A 13,952-nucleotide genomic window follows, 5' to 3' on the forward strand; every position below is an offset into this window, starting at 1 on the left:
CCCCTTGGCGCGGGCAGTGCGGACGTAGTCCGAGGACAGGACCTCCAGCATGCCGTTGCGGGTGAGCCGCATCACCGCCGGCATGGCGTAGTAGCCCAGCGCCACCGCCGGCAGGATGAAGTGCTTCCAGGTCGCGTTGCCGGAGACCGGCAGCCAGCGCAGGTTGACGGAAAAGATCATGATGAGGGTGAGGCCGAACCAGAAGCTCGGCATCGCCTGGCCCAGCACGGAGACGGCGAGCGCCGTCCGGTCGATCCAGGTGTCGCGGTAGAACGCCGCCAGCACCCCGAGGGGGATGGCGACGAGGAGTGCCACCGCGAGCGCGATGACGCCGAGCGTCAGGGTCACGGGCATCCGGGCGGCGAGCAGGTCGGTCACCTGCTCGGGGAAGTAGAACGAGCGCCCGAAATCGAGGTGGAGCGCGTGCCAGGCCCAGGTGCCGAACTGAACCACCAGCGGCTGGTCGAGCCCGTGCTGCGCGCGGACCGCGGCGATCTGCTCGCCCGTCGCCTCCGGGCCGGCGATGGCGGTGGCAAGGTCGCCCGAGAGGTGAAGGAGCAGGAAGCTCGCCACCGAGACGGTCAGCGCGACGCAGATCGCGACGAGGATGCGCCGCAGCGCGAAGCCCAGCATGGCGCCCCTCCTACTTCTTCCAGGACGCTGCGTAGAAGCGCGGGACCTCGTCGGCCTGGGCGGTGAAGGCCAGGTCCGCCGTGAAGGCGTAGTTCGACGGGTAGGAGAACATCGGCAGGGCGTAGGCTTGGCCGGCGATGCGCGTCAGCGCCTCCTTGTACTTCGCCTTGCGGATCGCCGGATCGGTGCTGCTGTCGCCGGCCTGGAGGTCGGCGATCACCGTCGGATCGCGGGTCAGGTCCTCCTCGCCGCCGCGGAAATAGACGCCGGTGAAGGCCGAGATGTCGTTGATCGAGAACGAGCCCCAGGTCTGGTAGCCGATCGAGGTCTTGCCGGCCCGGAGCGCGTCGCGCATGGCGGCATAGCGCAGGTAGTTGAGCTTCGCCCGGATGCCGACGGCGCGCAGGTAGCCGATCACCGCCTCGGCATAGTCGCGCTCGCGATAGGCCGAGAGATCGATCTCGAAGCCGTTGCCGTAGCCGGCCTCCTTGAGCAGCGCCCGCGCCTTGGCGGGATCGTAGGGGTAGGCCGGCACGCCCTCCTCGGTGCAGCCGAACTGCTCGATGAAGCACAGGGCGTTCATCACCCGCGAGCCGCCGCGCACCAGGTTGTCGACCATCGCCTTGCGGTCGATGGCGTGGGAAATCGCCTGGCGCACCCGCACGTCCTTGAGGGGCGAGTTCGCAACCGCGCGTCCCAGCACGTCGAATTGCAGGAAGCCGACCCGCATCGTCTCGGCGGAGAGCACGGTGAGCGTCGGATCACGCTTGAGCTGCTCGGCCTGGTCGGCCGGCACGCGCCAGATCCAGTCGACGCCGCCGGTCATCAGCTCGGCCATCCGGCTGTCGCCGTCCGGGATGATGCGGAACTCGAGCTTGCCGATCTTCGCCTGTCCGATCGGGCTGCCTGGCCAGTATTTGTCGTTGCGCACCATCTTCACGCCCTTGCCGCTTTCGGTCGAGACGATGCGGTAGGGACCGGTGCCGACCGGCGCCTTGCTGAAGCCGTCGAGGCCCACTCGTCTGAAGTAGGCGGCGGGCAGGATCGGGGTCGGGCCCGACAGGTATTCGAGGGCGGCCGGGAACGGCGCCTTGAGGTGGATCCGCACGCTGTGCGGGCCGGTCACCTCGGTCGACTTCATCCAGTCGACATTGCCCTTGGTGACGACCTTGGCCTCGGGCGTCAGCACGTAGTTGAAGGTGAAGGCGACATCCTCGGGGGTGAGGGCATCGCCGTTGTGGAAGGTCACGCCGTCGCGGATCGTCAGGTCGAGCGTCACCGGGTCGACCCAGGTCCAGGCGGTGGCCAGCATCGGCTGGTGCTGGCCGGTCGCCGGGTCGCGGTAGATCAGCGTGTCCCAGACGTTCCGGGCCAGGATCACGCCCTCGCGCAGGTTGTTGTGGTAAGGGCTCAGGTTCTCCGGCTCGCTGTCCGACGCATAGACCAGGGTGTCGTTGCCCTTGCCCGCCAGCGCCGGACCGGCGGCCCCCGCGATGAGGAGGCCCGCCAAGGGGGCTGCCAAGGGGACCGCCAAGAGGCCCGCCAAGGGGCCTGCCAAGCGGCGTGCCGCGCCGGCCCCGGCCCGGCGTATCCGCCCAGCCCGCATGACGCCCGCCCGTCCGTTGCCCGCTTCGATCCGTGTCGACATGTCGGCTCCGCCTCGTCGGGGGCAGCGCGGGCGTTGCCACCCGTGATGTTGCGCTGCCGCAAAATTCACCCTGCCAGGATGTTGCGCAGAACCGATCGCAGCAAGACGAATTTGGCGATAGGCTCGTTGCCGAAACGGCAAGGCAGGCGTCGGCGATGCAGACCACGGCGTTGCGCTACTTCCTGGCGGTCGCCCGCGACGGCACGATCGCGGCGGCCTCCGCCCGGCTCAACGTCGCGCCCTCGGCGATCAGCCGTCAGATCGCCAACCTGGAGGCGGAGCTGGCCTGCCTGCTGTTCGAGCGCCGGCCGCGCGGCATGGTGCTGAGCCAGGCGGGCGAGCTGCTGGCCCGTCACGCCCGCCAGGTGCTCCTGAGCGCCGATCAGGTCGTCACGGAGATCCAGGAACTGGAGGGCCTGCGGCGCGGCCTCGTGCGCGTCGCCACCACCGAAGCCTTCGCCATCGACCTCGTGCCGGTGGTGATCGCGGCGTTCCATGCCCGCCATCCAGGCATCCGCTTCGACCTGAGCGCGCTGCCGCCGGGCCAGGTCACCCAGAGAGTGGTCCAGGGCGACGCCGATATCGGGCTCACCTTCAGCCTGGAGCCCTCGACCGACACGGCCGTCGCCTACCGCAACAGCCTCGACATGGTCGCCCTGTGCGCCCCCGGCCATCCGCTCGCCGAGCGCCGGCTGATCGCCCTGTCCGATCTCGCCGCCTATCCGGTGGCGCTCCTGCCGCGGGACACCACCTTGCGCGCCATCCTGGATGCGGCCTGCGCGGCGGAGGACATCGCGATCGAGCCGGTGCTGAGCGCGAACGTGCTCTCGGCCATCCTGCCCTTCGTGCGCGACACGCGCGGTCTCACGCTCATGTCGTCGATCGCGCTCCAGGGACAGGTCGGGCGCGGCGAGTTCCGGGTGCTGCCGATCCAGTCCCGCCGCAGTCTGGCGCGGGGCATCGAGGTCCAGACGATGCGCGACCGGCGCCTGCCGCGGGCGGTGCAGGCGTTCCTGACCGATTTGGTTGCGGCGTTGCCGCCGGTGCCACGCTGACGGCCGGGCGCCCCGGATCCGACCGGCAGTTAATTTAGCGTAAAGCGTAACCCAGAGTTAACTTGCTGAAAAGATCAGGAATTTTACCCTTGATAAGTGTTGTGGCTGCTATATGTCGGCTATCTCTGTCATTCCTTGTCCTGGAACCGTTCGTCATGTCGGGCCGAATTCCCAGCTTGCCTGCGATGTCTCTGGCCATGCGAAGCAGCGTGATCGGGATTATCGTCCTCTTGTTGGCGATCGGCGGGGTGGTGGTCAGCATCATGCGCGACGTCGAGGCGGAGATGCTGCGCCATGCGACTGACGCCCTCGGCGGCAATGTGCGCCTGCTCAAGCAGACGCTGTCCGACGAGGGCGGTGCGCCGCATTTCGCCCTGCGGGACGGCCGCCTGATGATCGGATCGCACGTGATCGGCGCCGCCGACCCGGCGGTGGACCGGGTGCGCGACCTCCTCGGCGGCACCGCGACGGTGTTCCAGGGCGACCGGCGGATCGCCACCAACGTGGTCAACCCCGACGGGTCACGCGCCGTCGGCACCACCCTGGCGCCGGGGCCGGTCTACGACGCGGTGCTGGTGCGCGGCGAGACCTATCGGGGGGAGGCGACCATCCTGGGTGTCCCGTACCTGACCATCTACGAGCCGATCCGGGATGCCGGCGGGACGGTGATCGGGATCCTCTATGCCGGGGTCAAGAAGAGCCAATATTATACCCTGATCGATCGCCTGAACGCCCAGTCAGCCGGGTTCGGCCTCCTGCTGGCGCTGGCCGGCGCCGTGGTGCTGTGGGTCAGCCTGCGCCAGGCAGTCGCGCCCCTGCGCCAGCTCGACGCGGCGATGCGCCGGCTGGCGGCGGGGGATGCTGCGACCGCGGTCCCCGGCATCGGCCGGCGCGACGAGGTCGGCGCGATGGCCGCCGCCGTGCAGGTGTTCAAGGACGGCATGGTGCGGGCCCGGGCCCTGGAGGAGGAGACGGCGCTCGCCCGCGCCTCGGCGGAGGTGCAGCGCCGGGCCGGCATGCGCGAGATGGCCGAGGCGTTCGAGCTGTCGGTCGGCGGGATCCTCGCCCAGGTCTCCGCCTCCGCGACCGACCTCCAGGCCACCGCCCGGACCATGACCGCGACCGCGACGGCGACCGCGGCCCGGTCCACCGCCGTGGCGGCGGCGGCCGAGGAGGCGTCCTCGAATGTCGGCACCGTGGCGGTGGCGGCCGAGCAGCTCGGCGCCTCGGTGCATGAGATTGGCCGCCAGGTCGACGGCTCGGCCCGGCTGACGCAGGTGGCGGTGGCGGAGGTCGGCGAGGGTGCGGCCCGCCTCCAGGCCCTGACTGAGGCGACGGCACGCATCGGCGACGTGGCTGGGCTGATCGCCTCGATTGCGGCGCAAACCAACCTGCTGGCACTCAACGCCACGATCGAGGCGGCCCGGGCCGGGGATGCCGGCCGCGGCTTCGCGGTGGTGGCGGCGGAGGTGAAGGAGCTGGCGAGCCAGACCGCCAAGGCGACCGAGGAGATCACCAGCCAGATCGCCGCGATCGAAGCCTCGACCGATCGGGCGGCGGGGGCGATCGGCGGCATCACCGGGCGGATCGAGGAGATTTCGAGCGTCGCCGGCTCCATCGCGGCGGCGGTGGAGGAGCAGGATGCGGCGACCCGGGAGATCGTCCGCAACGTCTCCCAGGCCGCGTCCGGGACCGGCGCGGTGACGGCCAACATCGCCGGCGTGGCCCAGGCCGCCGAGGAGACCGGGGCTGCGGCGAGCCAAGTGCTGTCGGCGGCGTCCACCCTGTCGCGCCACTCCGCGCATCTCTCGGCGGAGGTGGCGCGCTTCCTTGAGACGGTCAGGGCGGCCTGAGACCGGGCGAGCGGGGCCGGCCCGGCCGCGCCGGCGGCGATGGCCCGCCGGCGCGACGGAGTTGACGGGCGGCGCCCGGCTGCGGATGATCGCCGCCCTGCTGCTGGCGACCCCTCGACCGCGATGACGGCCACCTCTCCATGACGTCGATCGCCGGGCTGCCCGACTTCCTCCTCTATCTCGGCACCGCCGTGGGCCTGACCGGCCTCTACCTGGCGGTCTATACCCTCGCCACGGCCCATAACGAGCTGGCGCTGATCCGGCGGGATGTGGCCGCCGCCTCGGTCGCGCTCGGCGGCAGCCTCATCGGCTTCACCCTGCCGCTGGCGGTGGCGATCTACAATGCCCGCTCCGTGCTCGACTGCCTGGTCTGGGGCCTCGTCGCCCTGGTGGTGCAGATCGCGGTCTACTGGCTCGTCCGCCTCGTCCTGCCCGACCTGTCACGGCGGATCGAGGAGGACCGGATCGCGGCGGCCGTCCTGCTCGGGGCCGCCTCCCTGGCCGGCGGCGTCCTGAACGCCGCCTCGATGACCTATTGAGGGGTCGCATGAGCGAGGCGCTCCCTCCGGACCCGGCCCGCCGCGCCAAGCGCTCGGCCACGATCTCCCTGGTGCTCGTCGCCGGCGCCGGCGCTGCGGCTTTCGGCCTCGCCCGCCTCGATTCCTCGCAGCGGGACGAGGACGTGCTGGTCTATGGCAGCCTCGGCGCCTGCATCGCCGAGCGGATCCGCAGCGCCGAGGCGTGCACGCAGGCCGAGGCGGCGGCCCGCGCCGCCTATTTGGCGAGCGCGCCGCGCTACGAGACCCTGGCCGATTGCGAGCGCCACCACGGGCCCGGCGGCTGCGTCCCGGGCGCGGCGGTGACGCCGGCGGCGCAAGACCGCTATCTCCCGGTGATGGCCGCCTTCATGATGGGGCGGACCGACGAGCAGGACCTGCCGGTCCAGCCGCTCTACGCCCATGCCCCGGCGGAGGAGCGGCACGCCCATGGTGGCGGGTATGCCGGCGGCTATTGCACCGGTGCCGGCGCCCGGGTCTTCTCGGCGGGGGGCACCTCGCGGACCCATGTCCCGGCCTCCGTCGCCCGGACCACGACCTCGACGCCCCGCACCATCGCCTATGGCGGCTTCGGCGGGACCGGGCGGACGGTCGCGGCGTCGGGGAGCGGGCACGGATCCGGGGGCGGCTGATGCGCCGCGTCGCCATCCCCGAGCGGCCGGACTGGCGCGAGCACGCGGCCCGCGCCGGCTTCCACTTCCACTCCTTCGACGGGGCGCCCTACTGGGACGAAAGCGCGCATTACGCCTTCACCCTGGCGGAGATCGAGCGGGATATCGAGGAGCCGAGCCGCGAGTTGCACGCGCTCTGCCTCGCCTTCGCGGAGCGCGCGGTGGAGGACGGCGCGATCCTCGCCTCCCTGGCGATCCCCGAACACGCCTGGGACGCGATCCGGGCGAGCTGGCGCCGGCGCGACCCTGGCCTCTACGGCCGCCTCGACCTCCGCTATGGCGGCGCCGGCACGGGGCCGGCGAAGCTCCTCGAATACAACGCCGATACGCCGACCGCCCTCTACGAGAGCGCGGTGTTCCAGTGGCTCTGGCTCGAGGACGGCCTCGCCCGCGGCCGCCTGCCTTCGGGCTCTGACCAGTTCAATTCCCTGCACGAGCGGCTGGTCGCGCGCCTCGCGGCCCTCGGCACCGCGCTTGGTACCTCCCATCTCGCCTTCGCAAGCTTTTCCGATGCGCCGGAGGATCGCGGGACAGTCGCCTATCTCCAGGATTGCGCGTTGCAGGCCGGCCTGTCCGCGCCGTTCCTGCCGGTCGAGGCGATCGGCCTCGAATCATCCGACGGGTGGTTCGTCGACCAGGCCGGGCGCCCGATCGAGGCGTTGTTCAAGCTCTATCCGTGGGAATGGATTTTTGCCGACCCCTTCGGCCGTGCCATCGGCGCCTCGCCCACCCGCTTCGTCGAGCCGCCCTGGAAGGCGGTGCTCTCGAACAAGGGCCTGCTCGCCCATCTCTGGGCGATGGCGCCGGGCCACCCGAACCTGCTGCCGGCCTTCTTCGAGAACGATCCGGCCAAGGCGATGCTCGGACCGAGCTTCGTCAAGAAGCCGCTCTACGCCCGCGAGGGCGCCAACGTCCTGATGGTGCGCGACGGCGCCGTCGCGGCCCGGGAGGAGGGGCCCTACGGGGCCGAGGGCTTCATCCGCCAGGGGCTCGCGGCTCTGCCCTGTTTCGACGGGCGCCACGCCCTCGTCGGCAGCTGGATCGTCGGCGACGAGCCCGCCGGTTTGTGCCTGCGCGAGGGCGACGGGCCGATCACCACCGACCGGGCCCGCTTCGTGCCGCACGTCATCGATCCATGACCTAGAGCACTGCCCGATCACGCTGCAATCGGGCAGTGCTCTAGGTTTTTGATTTTGCCGCATTTTCTGCGACCAACCGGTGTCCACTTGGTCGGAAAATGCTCTAAGCAGATGTCGCCGAAGTGGTCACCGGTTCGGCGATAAAAATCTGCGACAAAACAAGAACCTAAGCGGGCGAAGCGTTGGCCTGCCAACGCAAGCCTGCTTGGCGGCACGGTCGGCTCACGGGCCGTCGGCCGCGCCGCATCGCCCTCCCGCCCGGACCGGGCACAGATCGCCGCAGGACGGCACTCCCGGCAGGCGCTGGCGCAGGCAGCAGGTGCGCCGCCGCCGGTCGCACAGGGCCCGGGCGAGCGGGCTGAGGGCGCAAGAAGGCCCGCCGCACCAGCCGAGGCAGGCCGCGACCTCGGGGCGGGCCAGGGTCTCGGGCTCGCCGATCTCGCGCGCGACGTAATCGAGGATCACCGCCGCGTTGCCCCAGATCACCCGGGGGGCGATGCCGCATTGCGCCCGGCACAGCTCGACGAAGGGCCGCAGGTGGTCCTCGACCAGGCCCGCGAGCCCGGGAGCGCTGCCCTCCGGCGTCCCGGGCCGCACCAGGAAGCGGGCGGGGCGGCCCGCCCCGTCGAGCGCGAGGCGCGTCGTCGCGAAACCGAGCGGAAGCGGCCGCCCGAGGCGCACGAGCGCCGTCATCGCCGGGGTGGCGAGGGGCGCGAGGTAGAACTGGCTCCAGTACGAGACGAGGGCCCGCCGGTCGACCGCGCCGGGGCTCACGCCGAGCCCGGCCTCGAAGGCGGCCAGCGTGGCGTCGAACACCGCGGGATCGTGCAGGGCGGAGAGCGGCGTCGCCGTGCCCGTCCCGGAATCGGCCGCCACCCCGTCGCGATAGGTGCCGAGCGAGTCCGGCACGGCGGCGGTGATCTCGGGGGTCATCGCGGGGCTCCCTGTCCCGCCGCCCGGTCGGCCCGCAGGGTGCGGGCGATCCGCAGCGCCAGCCAGGCGAGCGCCGCGCCGTAGAGCGGCAGCGTGGCGGCGAAATAGCCCGGCCAGCCGGCCCAGCCGGCGAGCGCCGGAGCGGCGACGCGCAACGGCATCGCCGCGAAGAACGCGGCACCGAACAGGAGCGCGTAATCGGTGGCGGGACGCGGTCCTTCCGACCAGCGATAGATCAGGGTGAAGACCGGCACCCCGAGGAAGCCGCCGAAGACGAAATTCAGGACCGTGGCGGTCACGGCCAGGTCGGCGGAGCGCGCGGCGCAGGCCGCCGCCATCAGGCCGCCGGCGGCGAATACGCCGGTCCCGCCGATCCCGATCAGCCGCACGGTGCCGAACCGGGCCGCGAGGCCGCCGGCCATCAGCGCCATCACCAGGTTGACCGCCGGCAGGACGGTGCCGGTGAGGAAGCCGACCCGGCCGAGCGGCACCCCGAGATCGAGCAGCGCCAGGGTGTTGGGACCGCCGACGAGATAGGCGGCGGCGAAATAGGCGCCCAGCGCCGCGATGTGCCCGGTGAGCCCCCGCAGGCGCTCGAACCCGCCCGACCGGCGCTCGGACGGCCCCCCGGCTCCCTGAAGCCGCGCCTCCGGATAGGCGAGGATCGGCAGGAGGCAGAGCGCGTCGAGGGCCGCGCAGGCGACGAGCGCGGCCGGCCAGCCGAGGCTGTCATAGGAGCCGACCAGCACGCCGACGCCCAGGATGCCCCCGAGCGACCCGCCGCACAGCTTGGCCGAGGCGACGAAGGCCCGCTCGTCCGCCGGCACGGTCTCGACCACCAGGGCTTCGAGGGCGATGTCCATGGTGGCGACGCAGGCGCAGGTGACGATGGCGAGCGCCAGCAAGGCGGGCAGCGGCCAGTCCTCGCCGACACTCATGATGGCGAGCAGGACCACCGTCGCGCCCTGCGCCGCGACGATCCAGCCGAGACGGCGGCCGAGGAACGGCAGGCGCACCCGGTCGAGCAGGGCCGCCCACAGGAAGGTCAGTCCGACCGGCAGGGTGATGAGCTGGAGGAGCCCGACCCCCGCGAGGTCGAGGCCCCGCGCCCGCAGGATCAGCGGCGCCCCGCCGGCCAGGAAGCCGAGCGTGGCCCCGAAGGTCACGTACAGGCAGAAGAACGGGGCGAGCGGGCGCCACCCGGACAGGGCGCTGGGGATCGCGACGGCGGGCCTCACCGCGGGGGGAGCCTGCGGGCCGCGGCGAGCGGGCGGTAGTTTGGAATCACACTAATTCTTCTTTGTGTGCAGTGACTTGTAGCTTACGGGGGCGGAGTCCGGCCCGCAAGGGCGGCACAGCCACACGGTGCGGCCGGCCGCTCGTCCCGCCCGGGCCTCGCTGTGCCCCGCCGGCCCGTCCCTGGGTGAATTCTTGGCGCCAGGGGTGTCATTAACGATCCGGTAACCATGCTGCGCGCTTCATGGCTCTCGGTAACAACTCGTCAACCGCCGTGACCAGCATCAGCCTCACACGCCCCTCCCTCCCGCTGCGCGGCCGCTCCTTCCGGGCGCTCGTGCTCGCGCCGGAGACGCCGCTCGGCGACTGGTTCTCGCACCTGGATGCCCTGGTGCAGCGCTCGCCGACGCTCTTCTCCGAGCGCGCCGTGATCCTGGACGTCTCGGGCCTGGCCAAGGACTCCCCGCGGGGAGACCACTCCCCCCTGGGAGGGCTCTCCCTCCGGAGAGACCTGGCCGATCCCGAGGCGGCCGAGCCCGCCGAGGACGATACCCCTGCCGCGGCGGCGGCGCCCGACATCGCCGGCCTCGTCGACGAGCTCAAGCAGCGCGGCATCCGCATCGTGGGTGTCGAGAAGGCCGAGCCGGCCTGGCTCGGCCCGGCGCTGCCGCCGCTCCTGAGCGGCGGCCGCCCGGCCGAGATGGCGCCTCCGGAGGCCAAGGCCGCGCCGGAGCCCGTCAAGCCGCCGGAGCCGCGCAAGCCGAATTCCCTCGTCCTCGAAAGGCCCCTGCGCTCCGGCCAGTCGGTCTATCACCCGGAGGGCGACGTGACGGTGATGGGCTCGGTCGCCTCCGGCGCCGAGATCCTGGCCGGCGGCTCGATCCACGTCTACGGGGCGCTGCGCGGCCGCGCGATCGCGGGGGCGGGCGGCAATCCCCGGGCCCGGATCTGCTGCCGCAAGTTCGAGCCCGAGCTGATCGGCATCGACGGCCTGTTCCGCACCGCCGACACCACCGACCCGAAGCTGCGCAAGAAGGCGGTCCAGGTCTGGCTGGAGGGCGAGACCCTCCGCATCGCCGTCCTCGACTGACCGCCGCGACGCGACGGCCGGACGGGCTCCTCGCGGGTGCTTCCGAGCGCCCCGGCCCGTCCGGCGAGACACCCGAACAACCTCGTGAGCGGCGGCCCGACGACGGGGACGCCGCGTCATCCCGATCGCTCGGGGGAGCATTGTCCATGGCCAAGATCATAGTGGTGACGTCCGGCAAGGGTGGGGTGGGCAAGACCACCACGACGGCGGCTCTCGGTGCCGCCCTCGCCCAGGCGGGCCAGAATGTCTGCGTGGTCGACTTCGACGTCGGGCTGCGCAACCTCGACCTCATCATGGGCGCCGAGCGCCGGGTCGTGTACGATCTCATCAACGTCGTCCAGGGCGACGCCAAGCTCAACCAGGCGCTCATCCGCGACAAGCGCCTCGACACCCTGGCGCTGCTGCCCGCCTCGCAGACCCGGGACAAGGAGGCGCTCACCGACGAGGGCGTCGCCCGCGTCATCGGCGAGCTGCGCGAAAAGTTCGACTGGGTGATCTGCGACAGCCCGGCCGGCATCGAGCGCGGCGCCACCCTCGCCATGCGCCACGCCGACATCGCCGTGGTGGTGGCCAATCCCGAGGTGTCCTCGGTGCGCGACTCGGACCGCATCATCGGGCTCCTCGATTCCAAGACCGAGCGCGCGAAGAACGGCGAGCACCTGGAGAAGCACCTGATCCTGACCCGCTACGACCCCGGCCGGGCCGAGCGCGGCGAGATGCTGAAGATCGAGGACGTGCTGGAGATCCTGTCGATCCCGCTGCTGGCGGTGGTGCCGGAGAGCGAGGAGGTGCTCAAAGCCTCGAATCTCGGCAGCCCGGTCACGCTGAACGCCCCCCACAGCGCCCCGGCCCGGGCCTATATCGATGCGGTGAGGCGCCTGAAGGGCGAGACGGTCGAGATGATCGTGCCGTCCGACAAGCGCTCGATCCTCGGCAAGCTGTTCCCCCGGAGGGCGGCATGAACCTGCTGAGCCTCCTGTCGCGGCGCGGGACGGCGCCGGTCGCGCGCGAGCGGCTTCAGATCCTGCTGGCGCATGAGCGCACCGCCTTCGGCCGCTCGGATCTCGTGGCGATCCTGCGCGAGGAGATCCTGGCGGTGATCGCCAAGCACGTCGCCATCGACCAGGACAAGGTGACGATCACCATGGAGCGCGGCGACGCCGTCTCGACCCTGGAGATCGACGTCGAGCTGCCGAAGGCGGTCCACCGGGCGGCCTGATCCTCGCGGCCCGCCTGCCCCGGGCAACTCTCGCCGGGGGCTTGCCGCCGTCGGCCCTTGCGCTCCCGGCCCGCCCGCGCGATGTCCATCGCGACGGGCCGGACGGAGCGAGCTGTTGGCGGACGCCTTCCCACTGCACGACAGGCTGGCCCTGGTCACCGGGGCCGGCAGCGGCATCGGCGCGGCCCTCGCCCTGGGGCTTGCCCGGAAGGGCGCCCGCCTCGTCCTCGTCGACCGCGACCCCGACGGTCTCGCGCGCAGCGAGGCGGCGGTCCGGGCGCTGGGGCGCGACGTCGGCGCCCATTGCTTCGATCTCACCGATGCCGCGCGCATCGCCGCCCTGCCGGAGGCGGTCGCCGCCCGGCACGGGCCGCTCGATCTCCTCGTCAACAATGCCGGCGTGGCGCTCGCCGGCCGCTTCGCCGATGTCGCGCTGTCGGATGTCGACTGGCTGATGGACGTCAATATCCGCGCCGTGGTGCGGATGACCCACGCCTTCCTGCCGGTGCTGGAGAGCCGGCCGGCGGCGCAGATCGTCAACCTGTCGAGCCTCTACGGCATCATCGCCCCGCCGGGCCAGACCGCCTATGCGGCGAGCAAGTTCGCGGTGCGCGGCTTCTCCGAGGCCCTGCGGCACGAATATGCCGGCACCGGCCTCGGGGTCAGCGTGGTGCATCCGGGCGGGGTCGCCACGGCCATCGCCCGCAACGCCCGCGCGGGCCCGCGCCTCGATCCCGAAGAGGTCGCGCGCGGCAAGGACGCCGCCGAGCGGTTCCTGCGCCTGCCGCCCGAGGCGGCGGCCGAGCGCATCCTGCGCGGCATCGCCCGGCGGGAGCCCCGCATCATCGTCGGCCGCGACGCCGCCGCGGTCACGCTGATCCAGCGCCTGCTGCCGGTGCGCTACTGGTCGCTGATCGCCCGCGCCATGGAGTAGAGCATGCCGAGCCTGCGCGCTCACGTCTTCGACTGGATCATCCGCTGGCAGGTGAAGCCGAAGCTCGCCCGCGCCGCCGGCGACGTGGCGGCGGTGCGGCGGATCTTCGACCAGGCGAGCTTCCCCGATCCACCCGGCATCGTGTTCCGCGAGGGGAGCGTCGGGGGCATCCCGGGGGAGTGGGCCGAGCGCCCGGGGCTCGCGCCGGGCGCCCCGCGCCTGCTCTACCTGCATGGCGGTGGCTTCGTCGCCTGCTCGCCCCGCACCCACCGGCCGGTGACCGGCGGCTTCGCGATGCGGGGGCTGCGGGTGTTCTGCCCCGATTACCGGCTGGCGCCCGAGCATCCGTTCCCGGCGGCGCTCGACGACGCGGCGGCGGCGTGGTCCGCCTTCGCGGCGGCGGGGCCGGCGGGTCTCGCGGGGGATTCGGCCGGCGGCAACCTCGCGCTCGCGCTGATGCTGCGGGCGCGCCGGGACGGCCTGCCGCTGCCCCGCGCCGCGGTGCTGTTCTCGCCCTCGACCGACATGGCGGGGGAGGGCGAGTCGATGCGGACCAATGCCGGCCGCGACGCGATGTTCGATCCGGCGAAGCTCCAGGCTCTGGTCGACGCCTATCTCGCCGGGCACGATCCCGCCGACCCGCTCGCCTCGCCGCTCCGCGGCGACCTCGCCGGGCTGCCGCCGCTGCTGTTCCATGTCGGCGCCCGGGAGGTCCTGCGCGACGATTCGGTGCGCTTCGCCGAGAAGGCGAAGGCGGCCGGCGTCTCCGCCACCGTGACGGTCTGGCCGGTGGTGCCGCATGTCTGGCAGCTCGCCCAGACCTTCCTGCCCGAGGCCCGCCGCTCCCTCTCGGAGGCCGCCGCCTTCCTGAAGCGTCACGCCACAGCGCCGGAGGCGGTCCCGTGACGGGCGCTGCCTGCAGCGGCTCGAGCGCGCCCTCCGCCGGCGGCGCGACGCCGGCGGCGCCCGCCCGGCCGTGGCCGG

14 protein-coding genes are annotated in these 13,952 nt (G+C 72.3%); 10 read left to right on the forward strand and 4 right to left on the reverse strand.

Going from position 1 to position 13,952, the window contains the following annotated elements; all coding sequences use genetic code 11:
- Together VP06_RS19685 and VP06_RS19690 are read right to left on the reverse strand one after the other, a co-directional pair.
- Nucleotides 1–633 (reverse strand): ABC transporter permease (locus tag VP06_RS19685; protein ID WP_048465490.1); only part of this gene is annotated, 633 nt, incomplete at its 3' end.
- A gap of 10 nt (nucleotides 634–643) precedes the next feature.
- On the reverse strand, nucleotides 644–2,281 hold the full coding sequence (locus tag VP06_RS19690; RefSeq protein WP_245291243.1) for an ABC transporter substrate-binding protein: 1,638 nt from the start codon (nucleotides 2,279–2,281) through the stop codon (nucleotides 644–646).
- 155 nt (nucleotides 2,282–2,436) lie between these two features.
- Here VP06_RS19690 and VP06_RS19695 point away from each other — a divergent pair, with 155 nt between their 5' ends.
- The 5 genes from VP06_RS19695 to VP06_RS19715 all read left to right on the forward strand — a co-directional run bounded on the left by VP06_RS19695 (nucleotide 2,437) and on the right by VP06_RS19715 (nucleotide 7,556).
- Nucleotides 2,437–3,336 carry a LysR family transcriptional regulator gene (locus tag VP06_RS19695; RefSeq protein WP_048465491.1) on the forward strand — a complete coding sequence of 300 codons (900 nt, stop codon included), beginning with the start codon at nucleotides 2,437–2,439 and terminating at the stop codon, nucleotides 3,334–3,336.
- Between the two features lie 197 nt (nucleotides 3,337–3,533).
- Nucleotides 3,534–5,189 carry a methyl-accepting chemotaxis protein gene (locus VP06_RS19700; RefSeq protein ID WP_245291244.1) on the forward strand — a complete coding sequence of 552 codons (1,656 nt, stop codon included), beginning with the start codon at nucleotides 3,534–3,536 and terminating at the stop codon, nucleotides 5,187–5,189.
- Nucleotides 5,190–5,329: 140 nt separating this feature from the next.
- Nucleotides 5,330–5,728 carry a DUF350 domain-containing protein gene (locus VP06_RS19705; RefSeq protein ID WP_048465493.1) on the forward strand — a complete coding sequence of 133 codons (399 nt, stop codon included), beginning with the start codon at nucleotides 5,330–5,332 and terminating at the stop codon, nucleotides 5,726–5,728.
- Between the two features lie 8 nt (nucleotides 5,729–5,736).
- Nucleotides 5,737–6,378: a DUF1190 domain-containing protein gene (locus tag VP06_RS19710; RefSeq protein ID WP_048465494.1), complete on the forward strand. Its 642-nt coding sequence runs from the start codon at nucleotides 5,737–5,739 to the stop codon at nucleotides 6,376–6,378.
- Complete coding sequence (locus tag VP06_RS19715; RefSeq protein ID WP_048465495.1) at nucleotides 6,378–7,556, forward strand: glutathionylspermidine synthase family protein; 1,179 nt, start codon at nucleotides 6,378–6,380, stop codon at nucleotides 7,554–7,556. The genes VP06_RS19710 and VP06_RS19715 overlap by 1 nt, the downstream gene beginning before the upstream one ends.
- Nucleotides 7,557–7,778: 222 nt before the next feature.
- Here VP06_RS19715 and fhuF read toward each other — a convergent pair whose 3' ends face one another.
- Together fhuF and VP06_RS19725 are read right to left on the reverse strand one after the other, a co-directional pair.
- A complete protein-coding gene (gene fhuF, locus VP06_RS19720) occupies nucleotides 7,779–8,489 on the reverse strand; it encodes a siderophore-iron reductase FhuF (RefSeq protein WP_048465496.1) in 711 nt (236 codons plus the stop codon).
- A complete protein-coding gene (locus tag VP06_RS19725; protein ID WP_053081931.1) occupies nucleotides 8,486–9,727 on the reverse strand; it encodes an MFS transporter in 1,242 nt (413 codons plus the stop codon). Before VP06_RS19725 ends, fhuF begins: the two co-directional genes overlap by 4 nt.
- 242 nt (nucleotides 9,728–9,969) lie before the next feature.
- On the opposite strand from VP06_RS19725, the gene minC reads away from it, so the two are divergent.
- From minC to VP06_RS19750, 5 genes are all read left to right on the forward strand, one after another.
- Entirely contained in the window at nucleotides 9,970–10,815 is an 846-nt protein-coding gene (gene minC, locus VP06_RS19730) for a septum site-determining protein MinC (protein ID WP_053081933.1), read from the forward strand.
- A gap of 146 nt (nucleotides 10,816–10,961) precedes the next feature.
- On the forward strand, nucleotides 10,962–11,777 hold the full coding sequence (minD, locus tag VP06_RS19735) for a septum site-determining protein MinD (protein ID WP_048465497.1): 816 nt from the start codon (nucleotides 10,962–10,964) through the stop codon (nucleotides 11,775–11,777).
- A complete protein-coding gene (minE, locus tag VP06_RS19740) occupies nucleotides 11,774–12,034 on the forward strand; it encodes a cell division topological specificity factor MinE (RefSeq protein WP_048465498.1) in 261 nt (86 codons plus the stop codon). The genes minD and minE overlap by 4 nt, the downstream gene beginning before the upstream one ends.
- Before the next feature lie 115 nt (nucleotides 12,035–12,149).
- Nucleotides 12,150–12,968, forward strand: coding sequence for an SDR family NAD(P)-dependent oxidoreductase (locus tag VP06_RS19745; protein WP_048465499.1), 819 nt, complete (start codon nucleotides 12,150–12,152; stop codon nucleotides 12,966–12,968).
- A 3-nt stretch (nucleotides 12,969–12,971) separates the two neighbouring features.
- Nucleotides 12,972–13,874, forward strand: a complete 903-nt coding sequence (locus VP06_RS19750; protein ID WP_048465500.1) for an alpha/beta hydrolase — start codon at nucleotides 12,972–12,974, stop codon at nucleotides 13,872–13,874.
- Nucleotides 13,875–13,952: the final 78 nt, after the last annotated feature.

Origin of the sequence: Methylobacterium aquaticum (assembly GCF_001043915.1) — a bacterium.
Lineage (GTDB): Bacteria > Pseudomonadota > Alphaproteobacteria > Rhizobiales > Beijerinckiaceae > Methylobacterium > Methylobacterium aquaticum.

Excerpts from the sequence above, each read along its gene's own strand:
- VP06_RS19690 (WP_245291243.1), bottom strand. The coding sequence starts at position 2,281 with ATGTCGACACGGATCGAAGCGGGCAACGGACGGGCGGGCGTCATGCGG.
- VP06_RS19695 (WP_048465491.1), top strand. The coding sequence starts at position 2,437 with ATGCAGACCACGGCGTTGCGCTACTTCCTGGCGGTCGCCCGCGACGGC.
- VP06_RS19700 (WP_245291244.1), top strand. The coding sequence starts at position 3,534 with ATGCGAAGCAGCGTGATCGGGATTATCGTCCTCTTGTTGGCGATCGGC.
- VP06_RS19705 (WP_048465493.1), top strand. The coding sequence starts at position 5,330 with ATGACGTCGATCGCCGGGCTGCCCGACTTCCTCCTCTATCTCGGCACC.
- VP06_RS19710 (WP_048465494.1), top strand. The coding sequence starts at position 5,737 with ATGAGCGAGGCGCTCCCTCCGGACCCGGCCCGCCGCGCCAAGCGCTCG.
- VP06_RS19715 (WP_048465495.1), top strand. The coding sequence starts at position 6,378 with ATGCGCCGCGTCGCCATCCCCGAGCGGCCGGACTGGCGCGAGCACGCG.
- fhuF (WP_048465496.1), bottom strand. The coding sequence starts at position 8,489 with ATGACCCCCGAGATCACCGCCGCCGTGCCGGACTCGCTCGGCACCTAT.
- minC (WP_053081933.1), top strand. The coding sequence starts at position 9,970 with ATGGCTCTCGGTAACAACTCGTCAACCGCCGTGACCAGCATCAGCCTC.
- minD (WP_048465497.1), top strand. The coding sequence starts at position 10,962 with ATGGCCAAGATCATAGTGGTGACGTCCGGCAAGGGTGGGGTGGGCAAG.
- minE (WP_048465498.1), top strand. The coding sequence starts at position 11,774 with ATGAACCTGCTGAGCCTCCTGTCGCGGCGCGGGACGGCGCCGGTCGCG.
- VP06_RS19750 (WP_048465500.1), top strand. The coding sequence starts at position 12,972 with ATGCCGAGCCTGCGCGCTCACGTCTTCGACTGGATCATCCGCTGGCAG.